Source organism: Komagataeibacter intermedius TF2 (genome assembly GCF_000964425.1).
Lineage (GTDB): Bacteria > Pseudomonadota > Alphaproteobacteria > Acetobacterales > Acetobacteraceae > Komagataeibacter > Komagataeibacter intermedius.
Genome location: NZ_BANF01000027.1, coordinates 112657 through 130495, shown reverse-complemented (window position 1 = coordinate 130495; position 17839 = coordinate 112657). Strand labels below are relative to the sequence as shown.

Genomic DNA, 17839 nt, shown 5'->3' with positions numbered 1-17839 from the left:
ATGGGATGATGTCATTGAACGCTCCCCCGTTTGACCTGTCCGCGCTGAACGTCTTTCTTGCCGTATGCGACAACGGCAGCATGGCGGCGGCGGGACGGATGCTGGGCATAACCCAGCCCGCCGTGTCACAGACAGTCGCCGAGCTGGAAAAGCGGGTGGGAACGCAACTGTTTGACCGCGGGGTGCGCCCCATGGTGCTGACGGCGGCGGGCACGGTGCTGCGTCAGTATGCAGTCGGGCTGATGGTCGAGATGCGTCAGATCGTCGGACGCCTGCATGAAATGCGCTCCGGCCGGGTCGACCTGCTGCGTATCGGCATAGTCGATTCCCTGTCGCGTGCCGTAATGGGCGATGTATCGCATTTCATGCGCGACCGCGTGGACCGGCTGGTGGTGCATGCCGGCCTGACCGAGTCCCATGTCACCGCCCTGCTGACCCGGCAGATTGATTTTGTCCTCAGTGTCGATGACCTGGAAGATGTCGCGGATCTGGAGCGCTGGCCACTGTTCGAGGAGCCATACATGCTGCTGTGCCCCGCCGGGCTGCAGCCACCTTCACGGCTGCCGGACCTGCCGGGATTTTTCGCAGCCCACCCTTTCGTGCGGTTTTCCCTGCGCTCACGCACGGGCATGGAGGTGGAACGATACCTGCGGCGGCTGAATCTGGACATTCCCTATGGCCAGGAATTTGACCGTCCGGAGGGGGTCCTGGCCGCCTGCAGGCTGGGGGGTGTCGCCATTACCACGCCGCTATGCATGTATGAGGCTGGCTTCGATGGTGGTGACGGGCTGGTATGTCATCCACTGCCGAACGGCACGCTGCGCCGTAGGCTGACGCTGGTGGCGCGGCGGCGCGAATTCGGGCGTCTGCCGCTGGATTTTGCCAGATCGCTCCGGGCTGTCCTCATGGACCGGACGCTGGGTGAACTGGCCGCCTGCTTCCCTGCCTTTGCCGACCAGATGGACGTCCTGTCCTGATTTTTGCCTTTCCGGGAGAAGAGACATGAGTACCGCGCGCAAGCCCCGTTCTGAAAAAAAGACCACCGAACTGATCACCGGCTCATCCGCCGGTCCGGTCCGTGAACTGACGCTCGAAGAGTCGCTGGGCGCGCAGATCCGCCATCTGCGGCGCAAGGCCGAACTGACTGGCGCTGATCTGGCCAGCGGCGCGGGCATATCGCTGGGCATGCTGTCGAAAATAGAAAACGGGCAGATTTCGCCCTCGTTATCCACCCTGCAATCCGTATGCCGTGCGCTGAATGTACCGCTCAGCCAGCTGTTCGCCACGTTTGAGGAGCAGCGCGACTGTTCCTTTGTCAAGGCGGGACAGGGGGTTGTCATTGAACGCCGGGGCACGAAAGCCGGTCATGAATACCAGTTGCTGGGACATTTGCTGGATGGCACCCTGGTGGTTGAACCCTATCTGATCACCCTGCATGAAGATGCGAAGCCGTATACCAGTTTCCGCCATCAGGGGGTGGAAATCATCTACATGCTCAGCGGTCGCGTGTTATACCGTCATGGTAACGAGTCATATGAGATGGGGGCAGGGGACACACTGATGTTCGATTGCCAGGCCCCGCATGGTCCGGAGCTATTGATAGAGAAACCAATGAATTACCTGTCGATTATTATATATATGCGACAGGACGACTGACGGGAATTTCCTTTAAAGAAAGTTTTGTTCTTTTGCGTTGACAGGGTGGGGAGATGAGGGCTTTATGGTCACATCTTTTCCTCTTTCGGCGGAGAAATGACGATGTGTGGCATCGTTGGGTTGTTTTTGAAAAATCCCGATCTTCAATCTGAACTGGGGCTTCTGACATCCCAGATGCTGAAGGTCATGACGGAGCGCGGGCCCGACAGCGCAGGCTTTGCCGTCTATGGCGGCGCACGACGCGGGCAGACCAAGATTACGGTGCGTGGCGTCGCCCCCGCGCAGGCCGCACGCTTTGAAAAAGGGCTGGCGGATATTGCTGGTCCTGAAATAACCATGACCTGCCGCGATGACCACACGGTCATTACTCTGCCGACCGAACATGAAAAGACCGCGCGCCGGTTCATCGACGCATTCGGCCACGGGATTACATTCGTTTCCAGCGGTGACAGCATCGAGTTGTATAAAGGTGTCGGTCTGCCGGAAGATGTCGCAACCCGCTTCGACCTTGCGGGCATGCGTGGCACCCACGCCATCGGGCATACCCGCATGGCGACGGAATCCGCCGTGACGACAGCTGGCGCGCACCCGTTTTCGACCGGCCCGGACCAGTGTCTTGTGCATAACGGTTCCCTGTCGAACCATAATACCCTGCGCCGCCAGCTGGTGCGCGAAGGATTGAAATTCGCCACCGAAAATGATTCGGAAGTTGCCGCGGGCTATCTGTCGTGGCGTCTGTCACACGGTGAACGGCTGGATGAGGCGCTGACGGCCTCGCTTACGGATCTTGATGGTTTTTACACCTTTGTCGTCGGCACGCGCGACGGGTTCGCGGTCCTGCGGGACCCGGTGGCATGCAAGCCTGCCGTCATTGCGGAAACGGATGACTATGTCGCGTTCGCTTCCGAATACCGTGCATTCGCCCGGCTGCCAGGCATCGGGCAGGCAACCGTTTTTGAACCTGAACCACAGCGCGTCTATCACTGGGAACATGCGGCATGAGCAACATGCAGGAAATCGACCTGGTCCGGTGCACGCTCCGTGAAGCCAACAGCCAGCTACAGGGCGAGGATGCGACAGGGGCATGGATCATCCGCAATCCTCAGGGCCGGCATGCCCTTGCCGTTGGTCTGAATGCTCCGATTGATGTCGTGATTGACGGGCAGGCCGGATATTACGCAGGCGGCATGAACAAGCACGCCAACATCACCATTGAAGGCAATGCCGGTCCCGGCGTTGCTGAAAACATGATGAGTGGCAGTACCCACGTGCGCGGCAACGCCAGCATGGCAGCGGGCGCCACGGGACACGGCGGGCTGCTGGTGATTGATGGGGATGCCGGGGCGCGCTGCGGCATATCGATGAAGGGCATCGAAATCGTGGTGCGTGGTTCGGTCGGGCATATGAGCGCCTTCATGGCGCAGTCCGGCACGCTGGTCATCTGTGGGGATGCGGGCGAAGCGCTGGGGGACAGCCTGTACGAAGCGAAGATTTTCGTGCGTGGCGAAGTCAGGAGCCTGGGCGCGGATTGCGAGGAAAAGGACATGACGGCTGACGATCTGGCCCACCTGCGGTCCCTGCTGGACCGCGCGGGTGTGAGCGAATATCCGGCGGACAGCTTCCGTCTCTATGGATCCGCGCGTCGCCTGTACCATTTCCATGTTGATAACGCCGCGGCGTACTGAGGCCACCATGACAGACAATACCAAGAAGACTCCGCGAACGAAGCCGCGTTTTTCCGCAACATTCGACCCTTTCACCATTTCCGAAATCCAGCGCGCCGCCGCCACCGGGATTTATGACATCCGCGGCGCAGGAACAAAACGCAAGCTGCCCCATTTTGATGACCTGCTGTTCCTTGGGGCATCCATTTCCCGCTATCCGCTGGAAGGCTACCGCGAACGCTGTGACACGGATGTCGTGCTGGGCACGCGGTTCGCGAAAAAACCCATTCACCTCAAGACGCCGGTGACCATCGCGGGCATGTCCTTTGGCGCGCTGTCAGCACAGGCCAAGGAAGCACTGGGGCGCGGGGCCAGCGCGGTCGGGACCTCCACGACAACAGGTGATGGCGGCATGACGCCGGAGGAGCGGGGACATTCCTCAACCCTTGTCTACCAGTACCTGCCTTCGCGCTATGGCATGAACCCTGATGACCTGCGCCGTGCGGACGCGATTGAAGTGGTGGTGGGACAGGGGGCGAAGCCCGGCGGCGGCGGCATGCTGCTGGGGCAGAAGATTTCCAGCCGTGTAGCCAGGATGCGCGACCTGCCCGAAGGCATCGACCAGCGTTCCGCCTGCCGCCACCCGGACTGGACGGGGCCGGACGATCTTGAAATCAAGATCGAGGAACTGCGGGAAATTACGGCGTGGGAAAAGCCCATCTATATCAAGGTGGGCGCAAGCCGTCCCTATTACGATGTGTCGCTGGCGGTAAAGGCCGGGGCGGATGTCGTGGTCCTTGACGGGATGCAGGGCGGCACGGCGGCAACGCAGGAAGTCTTTATTGAACATGTCGGCCTGCCCATCCTGTCGGCCATTCGCCCTGCCGTGCAGGCGCTGCAGGATCTGGGCATGCACCGCAAGGTGCAGCTGATCGTGTCTGGCGGCATCCGCAGCGGCGCGGACATGGCCAAGGCCCTGGCGCTGGGGGCGGATGCGGTGGCCATTGGCACCGCCGCCCTGATCGCACTGGGTGACCAGAGCCCGGAACTGGCGGACGAATACGCCCGGCTGGGCACGGTTCCCGGTGCGTATGATGACTGGCAGGACGGACGCGATCCCGCCGGCATCACTACGCAGGATCCGGAACTGGCCGCACGCCTTGATCCCATTCTGGGGGGGCGGCGGATTGCCAATTACCTGTCCGTCATGACGATGGAAGCGCAGGCGATTGCCCGCGCATGCGGAAAGAGCCACCTGCATAATCTTGAACCCGAAGACCTTGTCGCGTTGACGATGGAAGCAGCCGCCATGACCCGCATCCCCCTGGCCGGGACGGAATGGTACCCGGGCAGGCAAGGCTTCTGAAGACATGGCGGAGTACCTTCGCGCGGGTGCTCCTTTTCAGATTTTTCGACGACACTGAACACGGATATCCTGCTTATGGTTCAAGATATTATCCCGCAGCGGTCGCCTGTCGATCTTGCAGCCGTAGCTGAAGAACGGGGAATAAAATACTTTCTCATTTCCTATACCGATCTGTCTGGCGCACAGCGGGCGAAACTGGTACCGGCTGTCGCCATAAAGGAAATGCAGAAGAACGGGGCCGGATTTGCGGGGTTTGCGGCTGCGTTCCAGCTTTCTCCTGCTGATCCTGACCTGGTTGCCGTACCCGACCCCACGACACTGATCCAGCTGCCATGGAAGCCTGAAGTTGGCTGGCTGGCATCCGACCTGAAAATGCATGGGCAGTGGATCGAACAGGGGCCACGCAATACATTACGCCGGATGATTGTCCGGGCGGCGCAGGCCGGACTGACGGTCAAGACCGGGGTAGAGTGCGAATTCTTTCTGCTGACACCGGATGGGCAGGCCATTGGTGACCCGCACGATAATGCTGCCAAATCATGTTATGATGCATCGGCCTTGATGCGGCAGTACGATGTCGTTACCGAAATATGCGATGCGATGCTGGATCTGGGCTGGCAACCCTACCAGAATGACCATGAGGACGCGAATGGCCAGTTCGAGATGAACTGGATATTCGATGAGGCCATGGTCACTGCGGACCGTCATGTATTTTTCAAATTCATGACGCGCTCCATTGCCGAGAAGCATGGATTGCGGGCGACATTCATGCCCAAACCCTTCGTCAACCTGACGGGCAGCGGCTGTCATGCGCATATCTCGCTGTGGAACAACGGCAGGAATGTCTGTCATGCGGACGGCGATCCGCTGGGACTGTCCGCGCAGGGGTATCATTTTGTCGGTGGCCTGATCGAAAATGCGGATGCGCTGTGCGCCTTCCTTAATCCCGTGGTGAATTCCTACAAGCGCATCAATGCGCCGCGGACGGTTTCAGGCGCTACGTGGTCCCCCAATTCCGTTACGTATGCCGGGGACAACCGGACCCACATGATCCGTGTGCCGGGCAAGGGGCGTTTTGAAATGCGACTGCCCGATGGCGCGGCCAATCCTTACCTGCTGCAGGCTTCCCTGCTGGCGGCCGGGCTGGATGGGCTGGAACGCAGGCTTGACCCGGGCAAGCCGCTGGACATCAACATGTACACGCACGGCCATACCGTCCCGGATGCCAAGAAACTGCCCCTGAACCTGCTGGATGCCGTCCGTGCGCTGGATACGTCCACGGCGATGCGGCGACTGCTGGGCGATGGGCTGGTCACCCCCTATATCAACCTGAAAATGGGGGAGTGGAACGCCTATTGTGGGCATCTGTCCACATGGGAGCGGCAGGCGACACTTGATTGCTGAAGAAACATGAAACGTGTACGCGCGCAGGGCGGGTGACCGGCAGGTTCCCGCCTGTTTTCATGGTGCAAATGGGGCGGGCCGCTTTGTCCGTTACGGCCCGCATTCCGGTCATTCAGGCATAGAAATTGGGGGATAGCGGCAGTTCCTGTATTTCCTGCGGGTCATGGAACAGGATGAGTTCCGCATTGAAACGCTGGGAAAGGGCATTGATCCGCTGGATGGACTCAAGGGCCGCTTCGGCATCATAGGTGACCCCGGGCAGCACTTCATGCGCAAAGTTCTCGCGTAAATCACCGGCATCGAATGTCAGTATCTTTTTACCCGAACTGGGCAGGGTAACAATTGCCGACTGGTGCCCCGGCGTATGACCGCATGTTGCAATCAGGTCCAGCCCGGGGCACAGGTTCCAGTCACCGTTATGGAAGGTCCATGCAATATCATCACTGGCGAAGTCTTCGGTAAAATAGCCGTATTCCTTGCTCTCCATGGCGTAAGAGTATTCTGCTTCCTGTATATGAATGACGGCATTGGGAAGCTTTTTTATGTATCCGGAATGATCATAGTGCAGATGGGAAATAATGACGTCGGAAATGTCGTCCAGCCCGATGCCGATTTCCGCAAGCAGTCCTTCAAGATCATGCCCTTCGCGGATAATGGGCGGTGTTACGCCATAATCGGAAAAATATCTGGCTTTGTTTTTCTCGGTTGAAATATAAAAAGGGTCCAGACCAGTATCGAGCATTGTCCACCCTGTCAACGTTTTCAGCAGGTAGACACAGATCGGGGCACAGATCATGAAATTCTGCCCATGGCCCAGGGTGGAGACGGATTTGGGTATGACTTCATATCCACACAGAAGAATATAAAGACGTTCGACGGCCGTCATGCCACTTCTCCATGGTATGTTGTCTGTTGCATGTATGTCATCTGTATTGGACCGTAGTCAGGCCGTATGCGCACCGGACCGATAGAAGCGTCTTATGCCGTCGTGCATCTGCAGGTCATGCGCCTGTCTGTCCATATTGGTCCTTGCATCGATGAACCGGGCGGTACTGCGCAGTTCTGCTTCAATGTCGGATCTTGAGACCGTGCGGCACCGACCGTTTTCGACAATGGTTTTCCCGTTTATGATCAGGCTGTCCACGTCCTGATGTGTCAGGCGCGACATCAGTATGTCAGGGGTCAGGGGCATGGCGGGACCTGCCGCATGAATGCGTCCGGTATCCAGCACAACGACATCCGCAACCTCCCCTGTGGCCAGACGGCCTCCATCGCGCGATCCGGTCACAAGGTACCGTCCATCCTGCATCAATGCCTTCAGGCAGGCGGGCAGCATCAGGTTCATGTCGCCCGGGCCGTCAATGCCGGGGGCCAGGGCCTGCGTTATGCCCCTCACAAGGCGTGCTTCACGCAGGATATCGTCATCGTCTTCCAGCGCCATTCCATCCAGGCCGATACCAAACGTAATGCCTGAACGGACGATCCGGGGCAGGGGCGGGAAGCCGGAGCACAGACGCATGTTGGATGACAGGTTGCATGCGATCGTGACGCCGCGTTGTGTCAGCAGTTCCAGTTCCCACGGCTGAAGCCAGACACAATGTGCAAGGGTAAGGCGGGGACTGAGCAGGCCAATTTCATCAAAATAGGTTACGATACCCTGCGGGAAGTGATGATCGGCCCAGTCCCGCTGCAGTTTTGTTTCAAGGAAATGCATGTGGACACGGCGGTTTTCGACCGCCGAAATCTCGGCAATCCTTTCAAGCGTTTCCCGGTTGGTCCATTGCGGGCCAACGGGGCCAAACTGTATGGTGAAAGTATCCGTTTCCAGCGCCTTCAGTTCTTCAAAGATATGCAGCCCGTCTTCCAGTGTGCGTTTATGGCGATCTGCCCATAGCTGCGGGTGAGCCTGCGGATTATCGACAAAGCGCGCCAGATCTGCCGTTTCGCCATAGACAAACGGGTTTTCCCCCGCAAAGGGCAGGGCGAACGCAACACGGATCCCGACCTGCCGGGCTGCCTGCGCCACGCCTTGCGCTTCTTCCAGCAATCTGCGGCCATCCTGCGTGTTATGGCAGTGTACCACAGCACCGATTCCGGCTTCCGCCATGCGGGTAAAGGCGCAGGCCGTGCTGAGATAGGAAAGGGCGCGCGGCTCCAGCCCAAGGCGCGCCATCCATATTTCCAGCGGACCATCGGCTATGCCAACAGACAGGGTGGGAAAACCGCGTCCATGGTCATGCGCGTTGGCAAAGGGCGGCATGGCCACCCGGGGCGATGTCCCACCCGGATCAGGAGAGGGGACAATACGCGCGATATGCCTGCCGTTCAGGCACAGGCGCTGGTTGGCCACCAGTTCAGGATCCGTCGGGTTGGCCAGAAGATAGTCTACATCCAGATCCATGGTGTCATCCATAAACAGAAAACTGCGATTATCCCGGTTGATACCGGAAGCTTAGTTATTGAATTTCACGTCCGTTCGCGGGGGCTGTATGGGACCAGGTTCCGCAAGGTCATGACAGGAGGAGGGCACTGTCCTGCCATCCATGACGTCCTGAACAAAGGGCCATGAATCCTGCAGTGCGTAATTGACGGTACCACTATGGGTCAGTCCGGGATATTTGTACCAGGCAACGGATGTGCCAGCCTGGCACAGCGTCTTGACTGCTTCATACTGTCCGTTGGTGCCTGCCATGTTATCGGAAAGGCCCGTGCCGACAAAAAGCGGTATGGTCACATGGCCATCCGGCAGATCGAAATAGGTGTTGAATTTGGCATCGGATGGCGGAAGATCCGACTTGACCAGTTCACCGCCCTCATGGATATCAAGCGCCTTTGCCTGATTGAACAGATCATGAAGACAGCCCTCGTTTGCCGTCTTGTAAAGCGCCTTTCCCTTTTCCGACAGATAGGCAGGCAGGTCGGTCCGGGGCGCGATGGCCTGGTCACTGCCCGCCAGCCGCAGCATTGCAAAGGCAGGGTCCATTTTCATGATGGTCGTATAATGCCTGTCGACGCTTGTCTGTCCTTTACGTTCCTTATCGCCAATGGCGGTCACCAGTCCGGTCAGCACCCCACCGACAATATGCAGTTGCGGTGCGTAATGCGGATATTCCCATGCGGCAGCCAGTGCGGCACCCGCACCCTGTGACTGTCCGATCAGGACGATCCGGTTCTGGATATTCAGTGATCTGTCGCCAATAACCGCACGCGCGGCATCAAGGGCGCTATAGGCTTCGGGCCGGTAGAGCAGGTAAGGATGCAGACCTTCTGTCCCCAGTCCCTGGTAATCCGTTGCGACAACGGCAAATCCCTTTTTCAGCCATGCGTCCAGATAGGCCTGATCGCGCGGACTGGGCCCGCGCCGGGACGGGGCGCACTGATCGGCAAAGCCCACGGTGCCATGTTCCCATGAAACCAGCGGCCAGCCGCCTTTTGGGGGAGCGGATTTTGGAAACAGTATGTAGCCCGATACGGCGGTCTTTTCTGTATTGTTCAGGCCATTCGTGGAACTGTACAGCATGCGCAGCGCTTTCCCTGTCGCAGGGGGCAGCCAGGACTCGGTCAGTTTTTCCGTGCGGAGCATCGTGCCCGGAGCAGCCGATACAGGTTCCGACCATTCATAAAAGGGCGGGAGCGGGGCCAGAACACCTTCTGCATGCGCGCTGCCCAGTGTCAGGCCAGCAGCAACGGATAAAAGCAAGCAAGACTTTGGTATCATAGTAACTGGTTCCTTATTTCCGAACATGCCTGATGCAGAACCGGAATAATGCTCTCTTTTTTCTCGGGGGAACTGATCTTCTCGACGCGGGTCCCCATGTTCAGGGCGGCGACCTGCACCCCATCACGCCGGATCAGTGGAACGGCAATCGAACAGTACCCGATCTCGACTTCCTGTTCGACAATACAGAAACCTGTCTCGGCAGTATGGGCGAAGATGTCACTTAACCGCTGTTTGTCCGTCACCGTAAATGGCGTCAGAGGTACGGGTGACAGGTTCTGGAGGAATGCGTCACGTTCCTCGGGCGGGAGGGCGGAAATCAGGATACGCCCGACAGCGCTGCAATATGCGGGCAGCCGCATGCCGATGTTTTCCCGGATCTGGTACGTCGGAGATTTCCCGGGGGAAGCATAGGCGATCATCAGGGCTTCGGTCTGGTCCATGACCGCGACGGAACAGTTGGCGTCCAGTTCGGTGGCCAGTCGTTCGCACAATGGCTGGAGAATGGACGATATGGGGTTGGTATCAAGATAACTGCTGGCCAGTTCCAGAATCTTGGGCTGGATCCTGAACAGCCGTCCTTCTTCGGCAAGATAGCCCAGATGTACAAGGGTCAGAAGCGCGCGGCGCACGGTCGCGCGGGGAAGGTCCAGCTTCCGTGCGATTTCACTTAGCGTCATGGCCCGGCTGTCGGATGAGAAAGTCCCGAGAACGGCAAGGCCACGCGCCAGTGCTTCCGAAAAATCCCTGCCAGCCGGGTTTGTACTCCGTGCATCGGCGCTGCTGTTCTGAAGCCGGCTCATGTTCTGATGGTTCCCATGTTTATGTCAGGTTGGCCATGGATATGTCATGTCATACGGACCGGCACATCCCGGCCATGACAGGGGTGGCCTGTCCGTAATGTGGCAGGGGTCAGAACAGGTCGAAATATTCCCGCTGTTCCCATTCGCTGACCTCCAGTTCATACCGCCTGATTTCTGATCGTTTTATCTGCGTTATATAATCTATGAACAGCCCCCCGAAGGCTGCGCGGAATGTTTCGTTGGTCTGCAGCGCGTCCACCGCTTCGGCCAGGGTCTGGGGAAGAAGGGGGCTCTGGTTGTCATAAGGGGTTTCGGTCGGGGGACCAGGGTCGATCTTTCTGGCCAGCCCGTCCATGCCTGCCACGACCTGCGATGCAAGGTACAGGTAGGGGTTGGCTGCGGGTTCGCCCACACGGTTTTCCACGCGCGACGCCCTGTCGCCCGGCGCGCATAGCGCCCGTACCATGACCCCCCTGTTGTCAATGCCCCATGCCGCCCGGTCCGGCGCAAGTGAGAAGGGACGGTAGCGTTTGTACCCATTTATGGTCGGGGTGGAGAATACAGCCGCCGCGGCAGCATTCTTCAGCAGGCCGCCCATCCAGTGCAGCCCTATGTCCGACATGGCGTCCGCCGGGCCGGATGGTTCGAAAACATTCCGGTGGGTCTGGCGATCGCACAGCGACTGATGCAGGTGCCACCCGCTTGACATGACCGAGGGCAGGCGGGGTCGGCACATGAAGCTGGCATGATAGCCATGACGCTGGCAGACCTGCTTTGCGGCGGCACGGAACAGGACCATGTCATCGGCAGGCTGGCTGCCCCGCCCGACATTGAAGACCATTTCCACCTGGCTGGGCCCGAATTCCACCTCCAGCGAGGCAAGGTCGAGCCCAAGGCCCTGAACATTTTCCCGCAGGACTTCAAGAATCGGGTCCAGCGTATCGTAATTCAGTTCCGTTAAGTAGTTGTACCCGCGATGGGTCAGTTCCACCGAGGACGGTTCCCCCGGCTGGCCTGCATCCGACAGCGCAAGCCGGGGATCGACCATGCGCGTAAGGTGGAATTCGACCTCCAGCCCCGACATGAAATCATATCCCTGATCGGCCAGCGACTTCATGGCATTGTGGCACAGGTGGCGCGTGGCGATCGGAACGGGCCGGCCATCCCTGAAATACAGGTCACAGAGCACCCAGCCTGAATGCGGCGCCCAGGGCAGCACCCGGAACGTCGTGGGGTCAGGCACCATGACCATGTCGGCCGACCCGCGCATTTCCTTCAGCCCCGGAACATTCTGGGGCGTGAAGACGGAAATGACCGTGCGGTGCGCCGTATCTTTCATTAACAGCGATGACGCGATTGTCAGGCCGTTTTTAAAAGCGCCCTCCACCCCGCCTGCAACCAGTGTCTTGCCGCGCAGGACCCCGTGCTGGTCAGGAAAAGAAAACCTGACCACCGACAGGTCCCCAGCCCTGATCCGGTTCTGGACTTCCCTGGCCGCCTGCTGCTGCTCCAGTGACCACAGATCGTATTTTTCTATGAAGGACATTGTCTCGCTACTTTTTAATCGCGTTTTTTCCAGGAAGCTCCGTTGCGTCGGTTGGCGTCGACCTGACGCCAGTAGGTGTCGATACTGTTGCTGGGGGCGACCCCGTCCATGGTGGCGGGGCCCTGGATCGCAGCTGCTTCATCGGCTGTCAGGACCATAAGCGGGGTTTCGCCGTTCATGGCCCTGGTGATCGCATCAACCAGAATGCGCCGGTAGGCGATAATGCCCTTGTCGCTCTGCCCCAGGTGTTCGCGCGTCCTGTCCTGGATTGGTCCGAGGGATTCAACGGCCCACTGGTCATGTACGTTAATGTCTTCGCCCATGCCGGTATATGTCTTGTGGAGCTGTTCCTCGACATTGAAGCCGTAATTGTTATGGCGTCCGACACGTGGCCTGTAATCCGGCAGTGTATACAGTTCCAGACGCTGGTTGCGCATATGGGTCTTGTTCACGGGTGTCGTGAAGCTGGTGAAGATGGCGTACCAGTAGCATGATGTATCATCGATCGGTACATGCCATTGCGTGATGGTCATTTCGCTTGAAAGCGGAATGACAAATGCCTGCGGAAACAAAAGGTTGGTGACGCGGACATGGGTTTTGTCACCGCTCATCGGCCGGGTGGCGATCAGTTGCAGGCCGTAATCGGTTTTATCGACCTCGATTGCGGGGGCATCGAATTCCCGCAACACGCGTGTCATCGGCATGTCACTGTCCGAAGATGTCGCTCGGAACTGCCTGCCATAGGCGGATTCGGGTTCGTCATCTTCAAAAAAGCGATGCAGGAAGCTTGCATGCGCCGGGTCGATCCCGACTTCCAGCGCCTGAAGCCAGTTGCATTCCATCAGTCCCTTGAACGCGAAGACATGGCTGTCGGGGGCCTGAAAACAGTCAAGGGCCGGGAAGGCCGGGGGCTCGCCTTCACCAAGATAGGCGAAGATGATGCCGCTTTTTTCCACGACGGGGTACGAACGCTGGTGGATCTTCCTGCACAGCCTGCTTCCTGCAGGTTCGGCCGGGGTTTCAAGGCACTGGCCCTGCACATCGAAAAGCCAGCCATGGAACGGGCAGCGCAGGCCACCGTCTTCCAGCCGACCGAATGCCAGGTCCGCCCCCCGGTGTGGACAGTCACGGTCAAGAACGCCCAGCCTGCCGGTTTCATCGCGGAAGACAACCAGATCCTGCCCCAGCAGCCTGGCCGGCCGGATAGGCCGTTTTCCTTCAAGTTCGTCCGACAGCGCCACCGGTTGCCAGTAACGGCGCAACAGCGTGCCGGCCGGTGTACCGGCGGAAATTCTTGTTATGAAATCGTTCTGTTCCGAACTCATCATATCGCGAGGTACTCCAGCGAGATGTCAGATGTATTTGCTGTATCTTGTCCGATTAGCGAACAAGACTTCCGTATATGGACATTATGCTTGCGCTAATTGTGGAAGAAGAGCAAGCTTGTTTCGCACTCGTGACAATAAACTTGTTACGACATGTGTACCGCTCAATTGCATGTATTGGGGATGTCAAGCATGACCGAAGTGATTTTCCACCTACCTGACGGATCCGCCCGATCGGTCGCCGCCAAGTCTGGCCAGACCGTCATGCAGGTCGCCGTGCAGGGAAACGTCCGTGGAATTGATGCGGAGTGCGGTGGGGCGTGCGCGTGCGCCACATGTCATGTCTATGTCGAACCGGAATACGTGGGGCTGATCCCCCCTGCGAATGAAGAAGAATCCGAAATGCTTGACGGTGTCGCGGCGGAACGGCGCCCCAACAGTCGCCTGGCATGCCAGATTACCGTGCCGGATGATGTGGAAACCTTTGGCGTTGATGTGCCGGAGTGCCAGTTTTAATGGGAAAGGGGACGCTTGTCATTGGTGCCTCGCATGCTGGCGTGCAGTGTGCATCGGCCCTGAGGGACGCAGGTTACGCCGAACGCATCATCCTTGTGGGCGAGGATGATGCCCTGCCGTACCATCGTCCCCCGCTATCGAAGACCTTCATCTGCGCAAAGGTGTCGGAAGAAGATATCGAGCTGAAAAGCCACGCCTTCTATACAGATGAACAGGTCGAACTGAGGCGCGGGCTGCGCGCGGACTTCATCTGTCGTGAAGCGCGCACCGTAACACTGTCCAATGGCGAGACGCTGGAATACGACAACCTGGTGCTGGCGACGGGCAGTCGCCCCCGGCTGTGGCGGAAAGGGGAAATGCCTGGCAATGTGCATGTCCTGCGCACCCTTGCCGATGCGCGTCAGATCGTCCGTACCCTGAAGGCGACGGACGGGACCGTCGCAATCGTGGGTGGCGGGTATGTTGGCCTGGAACTGGCGGCGACAGTCAGGACGCAGTTTGGCCGTGATGTTGTTATTATAGAAGCATCCGGCCGTCTCCTGTCCCGGTCGGCTTCACCCCTGCTGTCGGACTGGGTGGCGCGTCAGCATGTGCTGGCGGGATCACGCCTTTTGCTGAATACGCCCATGGTCGGGTTTGAAACATCCGATGGCGTGGTGGACGCGGTCGTGCTGGATGGCCAGCCGGATGTGAAAGCCAGTGTGGTCATACTGGGCCTTGGGATTGTCCCCAATGAGGAACTGGCCTTGCAGGCAGGTATCCGGTGCGCCGATGGCATCATGGTGGATGAATTCTGCCGGACGGATGACCCCTGCGTCTATGCGATCGGGGACTGTACGCGCTTTTCCGTTGCTCAGGTTGATCGCATGGTGCGGCTGGAATGCGTTCAGAATGCGCATGATCAGGCAAGGACGGTCGCCGCCACCATTGCAGGCAATCCGACCCCCTACAGGCCGGTGCCATGGTTCTGGTCTGACCAGATGGGGTCAAAGCTGCAGACTGTCGGTTTTCTGGATAATGCCGTCTCGTCCATCACGCATGGGGATATCGAAAATGGAAAGGGCTCATTCTTTCATTTCGATTCAGAAAAAAATCTGTGCGCGGCCGAGACCGTCAACAACCCCGCCATTCACATGCAGATCCGTAGGGCGATGGCTGCCGGCAAGAAGTTGGAGCAGCAACGTTTTGAACATGAAGGGAAGTTGGACCTGAAAGTATAGAATTAGCACAACTTATACTTTCCCTAAGGTGCAGTTTTGTGTGTGTTTGGTGCTACACCTGACGTCTAAGATAATTCCTGAAAGGAAAAATAGTTTCTTATCACCGCATGCGATGCTACATTTTTGGTGCTGGACCGTAACGACATGCCGGGGTCAGGCGCACTTGGTTGATTGTCGTAATATTCTGCAGGCCGGAGATAAAAGATGAGCGTTAGTAGACGAATTTTCCTGTTGGCGAGCTGCGTGGTTGCCGCAACATATTCGCAACAATCTAGCGCTCAGAGCGCGGTTGCGACAAAGCAGACCCGGGCAAGCCAGCATAAGGCACAAAAAACGGCAGACCGGACGGAAGCTCAGAAAGTTGAACTGATGACCGTTACCGCCGATGGCGCCATTTCTTCGACTGGCGTTACGGGGCGGCAGATGGGGGGTGGCCTGATCTCGGCTGAAACGGGCTTCAAGTCGGCCAGTACGGTCAGCCACGATTTCATTGCGAAACAGTCGCCAACACAGTCCATATTCCAGCTGCTCAAATATGAACCCGGCGCCAATGCCGCATCGAGCGATCCCTTCAACATGCAGTTCGGGGGGGGCGGTCTTTCGGTGCGTGGCCTCGATTCATCCCAGATGGGGTTTGTATACGAAGGCATTCCCGTTACCAGCACCTACAACAGCCAGGTCAATCCGGCGGAATGGGCCGATACAGAAAACCTGGAACGCGTGCGGCTGGATCAGGGTTCGCCGGATATTTCAACACCAACCGTCAATGCGTCCGGTGGTGTCGTCACCATGTTTACCCGTGATCCATCCAAAAACTTCCATATTACCGCGGATTCCACCGGCGGTTCGTATGACATGGCGCGTGGCTTTGTCCGTGTGGATACGGGTGAGATCGGTCGGTCCGGCGTGCGCATGTTCATCTCCGTCTCGCAGTCGGAAGGCAACCACACACGCGGTTACGGTCATGACTCCAAGACCCACATGGACCTTGGCCTGCTGAAGGACTGGGGACATGGCAGCCGGTCCAAGCTGACGATTTCGTTCAGCGAATTTGATATTTCCAACTACAACTATCCGACCCTGGCCCAGTATAATCAGGGCGGTCAGTACAATTACACCAACAACTGGGCTAATGGCACCAATTCAAAATACTACAAGCTGCATGATAACCCCTATGAGTCACTGCTGGTGTCCCTGCCCACCAACATCAATATCACCAGGAATCTGAAATTAAACTTCACCCCTTATACATATTATATGTTCGGCACCACGGGCTTTGGCGGTACCGTAAGTGAAAACGCGGTTTACTCCGGTCTGACAAGCGTGCCTGTCGATCTGAATGGCGATGGAAAAATCGGCGGAAGTTCGATGGTCTATGAGCCCTATATCGAGGAAACGTCCCGGTCAGGTTTCAATACGAACCTTGAATATAAAACGAAGCATAACTCCCTTACATTTGGTTACTGGTTCCAGTACGAAAATGATGATCTGTATTCGAATTACGGGCGCGTAAGCTCCAGTGGCGCGCCGCTGGACCCATGGGGCACCACGAACTACTACACGTATAACGGTCATCCGATCTCGCTCATGGCGCAGCACTCCTATGTTACGACAAATGTGCTGTACATTGCCGATACGGTCTCGCTGCTGCATGACCGCCTGAAGATGATGGCCGGTTTCCGTGAAGCGATGGTGACGCGTCAGGGTGTCAACTCCCTGCCGGGCGTGCCGTATAATGCCAACACCAACAATGCCGAACCGCTGCCCATGTTCGGCGCGACGTTCAAGCTCAACCGTCATCATCAGTTCTATGTCAATGGAAGCACTGCTTTCCGTGTTCCGTCATCCAATGCCCTGTTCGAAGGGACCTATAATGGCGTGGAGACCAAGGCGGGAAATACGTCCCTGAAACCTGAATACTCCATTACTGAAGAAATTGGCTACCGGTATACTTCAAAGCTCCTGATGGCGCGGATCGCCTTCTTCAACTACAACTTTACCAACCGTCTGGTCAGCACGGAAACCTATCGCGGTTCGCAGCAGATCCCGTCCGAAATCAATGGCGGTGGGGAACATGCCCGTGGCGTTGACTTCGAAATGGGCACGGGACCCTGGCACCATCTGCGGCCCTATATTTCGGCTGAATATCTGGATGCCCGCCAGGACAGCAACCTGCAGGTCGGTGCGGATTATCTGCGCACGAAGGGAAAAAGCGCTGTCGAAGCCCCGAAATACCAGCTTGGTTTCGCGCTTGATTATGACGATGGCCACTTCTTCGGCAACGCGGGCGTGAAATGGGTCGGGCGGCAGTATTCGACTTTCATGAATGATGCGTCCATCGATCCTTACGTGCAGCTCGATCTGACGGGTGGGTACCGGTTCAACAATGTCGGTTTCCTCAAGCGGCCCGAAATCCGTGTCAACATGATCAACGCGGCGAACAACCATTACCTGTCGGGTGTGTATGGTGTGCAGACAAGCGCCAATGCATCGCGCGGCCTGAAAGGCACGACAATCGCAGCGGGTGGGGCTCCCACATACTATGTTTCGACACCGTTCATGGTCATGGCGACGGTCAGTGCCGGCTTTTAATACTGTTATGGAATAGGGGAGGCGCTTCG

The 17839-nt window shown here is 57.9% G+C and carries 15 protein-coding genes; 9 read left to right on the top strand and 6 right to left on the bottom strand.

Features of this window, described 5'->3' with window-relative positions; translation table 11 throughout:
- Positions 1-8 precede the first annotated feature (8 nt).
- From B7449_RS05135 to glnT, 6 genes are all read left to right on the top strand, one after another.
- Positions 9-977: a LysR family transcriptional regulator gene (locus B7449_RS05135; RefSeq protein ID WP_039734568.1), complete on the top strand. Its 969-nt coding sequence runs from the start codon at positions 9-11 to the stop codon at positions 975-977.
- A gap of 25 nt (positions 978-1002) precedes the next feature.
- Positions 1003-1656 (top strand): helix-turn-helix domain-containing protein, encoded by a 654-nt coding sequence (locus tag B7449_RS05130; protein WP_039734542.1) that lies wholly within the window; start codon positions 1003-1005, stop codon positions 1654-1656.
- A 102-nt stretch (positions 1657-1758) separates the two neighbouring features.
- Positions 1759-2658 (top strand): class II glutamine amidotransferase, encoded by a 900-nt coding sequence (locus B7449_RS05125; RefSeq protein ID WP_039734541.1) that lies wholly within the window; start codon positions 1759-1761, stop codon positions 2656-2658.
- Positions 2655-3341: a GltB/FmdC/FwdC-like GXGXG domain-containing protein gene (locus B7449_RS05120; RefSeq protein ID WP_373321505.1), complete on the top strand. Its 687-nt coding sequence runs from the start codon at positions 2655-2657 to the stop codon at positions 3339-3341. Before B7449_RS05125 ends, B7449_RS05120 begins: the two co-directional genes overlap by 4 nt.
- Before the next feature lie 7 nt (positions 3342-3348).
- Entirely contained in the window at positions 3349-4686 is a 1338-nt protein-coding gene (locus tag B7449_RS05115) for an FMN-binding glutamate synthase family protein (protein ID WP_039734540.1), read from the top strand.
- A gap of 75 nt (positions 4687-4761) precedes the next feature.
- Positions 4762-6090, top strand: a complete 1329-nt coding sequence (gene glnT, locus B7449_RS05110) for a type III glutamate--ammonia ligase (protein ID WP_048883419.1) — start codon at positions 4762-4764, stop codon at positions 6088-6090.
- A gap of 112 nt (positions 6091-6202) precedes the next feature.
- Here the strand turns inward: glnT and B7449_RS05105 are convergent, their stop codons facing one another.
- From B7449_RS05105 to B7449_RS05080, 6 genes are all read right to left on the bottom strand, one after another.
- The gene (locus B7449_RS05105) at positions 6203-6976 is read right to left on the bottom strand and encodes an N-acyl homoserine lactonase family protein (RefSeq protein WP_039734539.1); all 774 of its coding nucleotides are present in this window, start codon (positions 6974-6976) and stop codon (positions 6203-6205) included.
- A 57-nt stretch (positions 6977-7033) separates the two neighbouring features.
- Positions 7034-8491: an amidohydrolase family protein gene (locus B7449_RS05100; RefSeq protein ID WP_158003660.1), complete on the bottom strand. Its 1458-nt coding sequence runs from the start codon at positions 8489-8491 to the stop codon at positions 7034-7036.
- 51 nt (positions 8492-8542) lie between these two features.
- Positions 8543-9610: a lipase family protein gene (locus B7449_RS05095; RefSeq protein WP_158003659.1), complete on the bottom strand. Its 1068-nt coding sequence runs from the start codon at positions 9608-9610 to the stop codon at positions 8543-8545.
- A 194-nt stretch (positions 9611-9804) separates the two neighbouring features.
- Positions 9805-10611 carry an IclR family transcriptional regulator domain-containing protein gene (locus tag B7449_RS05090; protein ID WP_039734537.1) on the bottom strand — a complete coding sequence of 269 codons (807 nt, stop codon included), beginning with the start codon at positions 10609-10611 and terminating at the stop codon, positions 9805-9807.
- 109 nt (positions 10612-10720) lie between these two features.
- Complete coding sequence (locus B7449_RS05085) at positions 10721-12157, bottom strand: glutamine synthetase family protein (RefSeq protein WP_039734535.1); 1437 nt, start codon at positions 12155-12157, stop codon at positions 10721-10723.
- A 14-nt stretch (positions 12158-12171) separates the two neighbouring features.
- Entirely contained in the window at positions 12172-13485 is a 1314-nt protein-coding gene (locus tag B7449_RS05080) for an aromatic ring-hydroxylating dioxygenase subunit alpha (protein ID WP_039734534.1), read from the bottom strand.
- 189 nt (positions 13486-13674) lie between these two features.
- On the opposite strand from B7449_RS05080, the gene B7449_RS05075 reads away from it, so the two are divergent.
- The 3 genes from B7449_RS05075 to B7449_RS05065 all read left to right on the top strand — a co-directional run bounded on the left by B7449_RS05075 (position 13675) and on the right by B7449_RS05065 (position 17810).
- Positions 13675-13998, top strand: coding sequence for a 2Fe-2S iron-sulfur cluster-binding protein (locus B7449_RS05075; protein ID WP_039734563.1), 324 nt, complete (start codon positions 13675-13677; stop codon positions 13996-13998).
- Positions 13998-15218 (top strand): NAD(P)/FAD-dependent oxidoreductase, encoded by a 1221-nt coding sequence (locus tag B7449_RS05070; RefSeq protein ID WP_039734533.1) that lies wholly within the window; start codon positions 13998-14000, stop codon positions 15216-15218. Before B7449_RS05075 ends, B7449_RS05070 begins: the two co-directional genes overlap by 1 nt.
- 369 nt (positions 15219-15587) lie before the next feature.
- On the top strand, positions 15588-17810 hold the full coding sequence (locus tag B7449_RS05065; RefSeq protein WP_048883414.1) for a TonB-dependent receptor: 2223 nt from the start codon (positions 15588-15590) through the stop codon (positions 17808-17810).
- The last annotated feature ends 29 nt before the right edge of the window (positions 17811-17839 follow it).

What these genes read in the sequence shown, in the direction of transcription:
- B7449_RS05135 (WP_039734568.1), top strand. Translation starts at nt 9, where the DNA reads ATGTCATTGAACGCTCCCCCGTTTGACCTGTCCGCGCTGAACGTCTTT.
- B7449_RS05130 (WP_039734542.1), top strand. Translation starts at nt 1,003, where the DNA reads ATGAGTACCGCGCGCAAGCCCCGTTCTGAAAAAAAGACCACCGAACTG.
- B7449_RS05125 (WP_039734541.1), top strand. Translation starts at nt 1,759, where the DNA reads ATGTGTGGCATCGTTGGGTTGTTTTTGAAAAATCCCGATCTTCAATCT.
- B7449_RS05120 (WP_373321505.1), top strand. Translation starts at nt 2,655, where the DNA reads ATGAGCAACATGCAGGAAATCGACCTGGTCCGGTGCACGCTCCGTGAA.
- B7449_RS05115 (WP_039734540.1), top strand. Translation starts at nt 3,349, where the DNA reads ATGACAGACAATACCAAGAAGACTCCGCGAACGAAGCCGCGTTTTTCC.
- glnT (WP_048883419.1), top strand. Translation starts at nt 4,762, where the DNA reads ATGGTTCAAGATATTATCCCGCAGCGGTCGCCTGTCGATCTTGCAGCC.
- B7449_RS05105 (WP_039734539.1), bottom strand. Translation starts at nt 6,976, where the DNA reads ATGACGGCCGTCGAACGTCTTTATATTCTTCTGTGTGGATATGAAGTC.
- B7449_RS05100 (WP_158003660.1), bottom strand. Translation starts at nt 8,491, where the DNA reads ATGGATCTGGATGTAGACTATCTTCTGGCCAACCCGACGGATCCTGAA.
- B7449_RS05095 (WP_158003659.1), bottom strand. Translation starts at nt 9,610, where the DNA reads ATGCTGTACAGTTCCACGAATGGCCTGAACAATACAGAAAAGACCGCC.
- B7449_RS05090 (WP_039734537.1), bottom strand. Translation starts at nt 10,611, where the DNA reads ATGAGCCGGCTTCAGAACAGCAGCGCCGATGCACGGAGTACAAACCCG.
- B7449_RS05085 (WP_039734535.1), bottom strand. Translation starts at nt 12,157, where the DNA reads ATGTCCTTCATAGAAAAATACGATCTGTGGTCACTGGAGCAGCAGCAG.
- B7449_RS05080 (WP_039734534.1), bottom strand. Translation starts at nt 13,485, where the DNA reads ATGATGAGTTCGGAACAGAACGATTTCATAACAAGAATTTCCGCCGGT.
- B7449_RS05075 (WP_039734563.1), top strand. Translation starts at nt 13,675, where the DNA reads ATGACCGAAGTGATTTTCCACCTACCTGACGGATCCGCCCGATCGGTC.
- B7449_RS05070 (WP_039734533.1), top strand. Translation starts at nt 13,998, where the DNA reads ATGGGAAAGGGGACGCTTGTCATTGGTGCCTCGCATGCTGGCGTGCAG.
- B7449_RS05065 (WP_048883414.1), top strand. Translation starts at nt 15,588, where the DNA reads ATGACCGTTACCGCCGATGGCGCCATTTCTTCGACTGGCGTTACGGGG.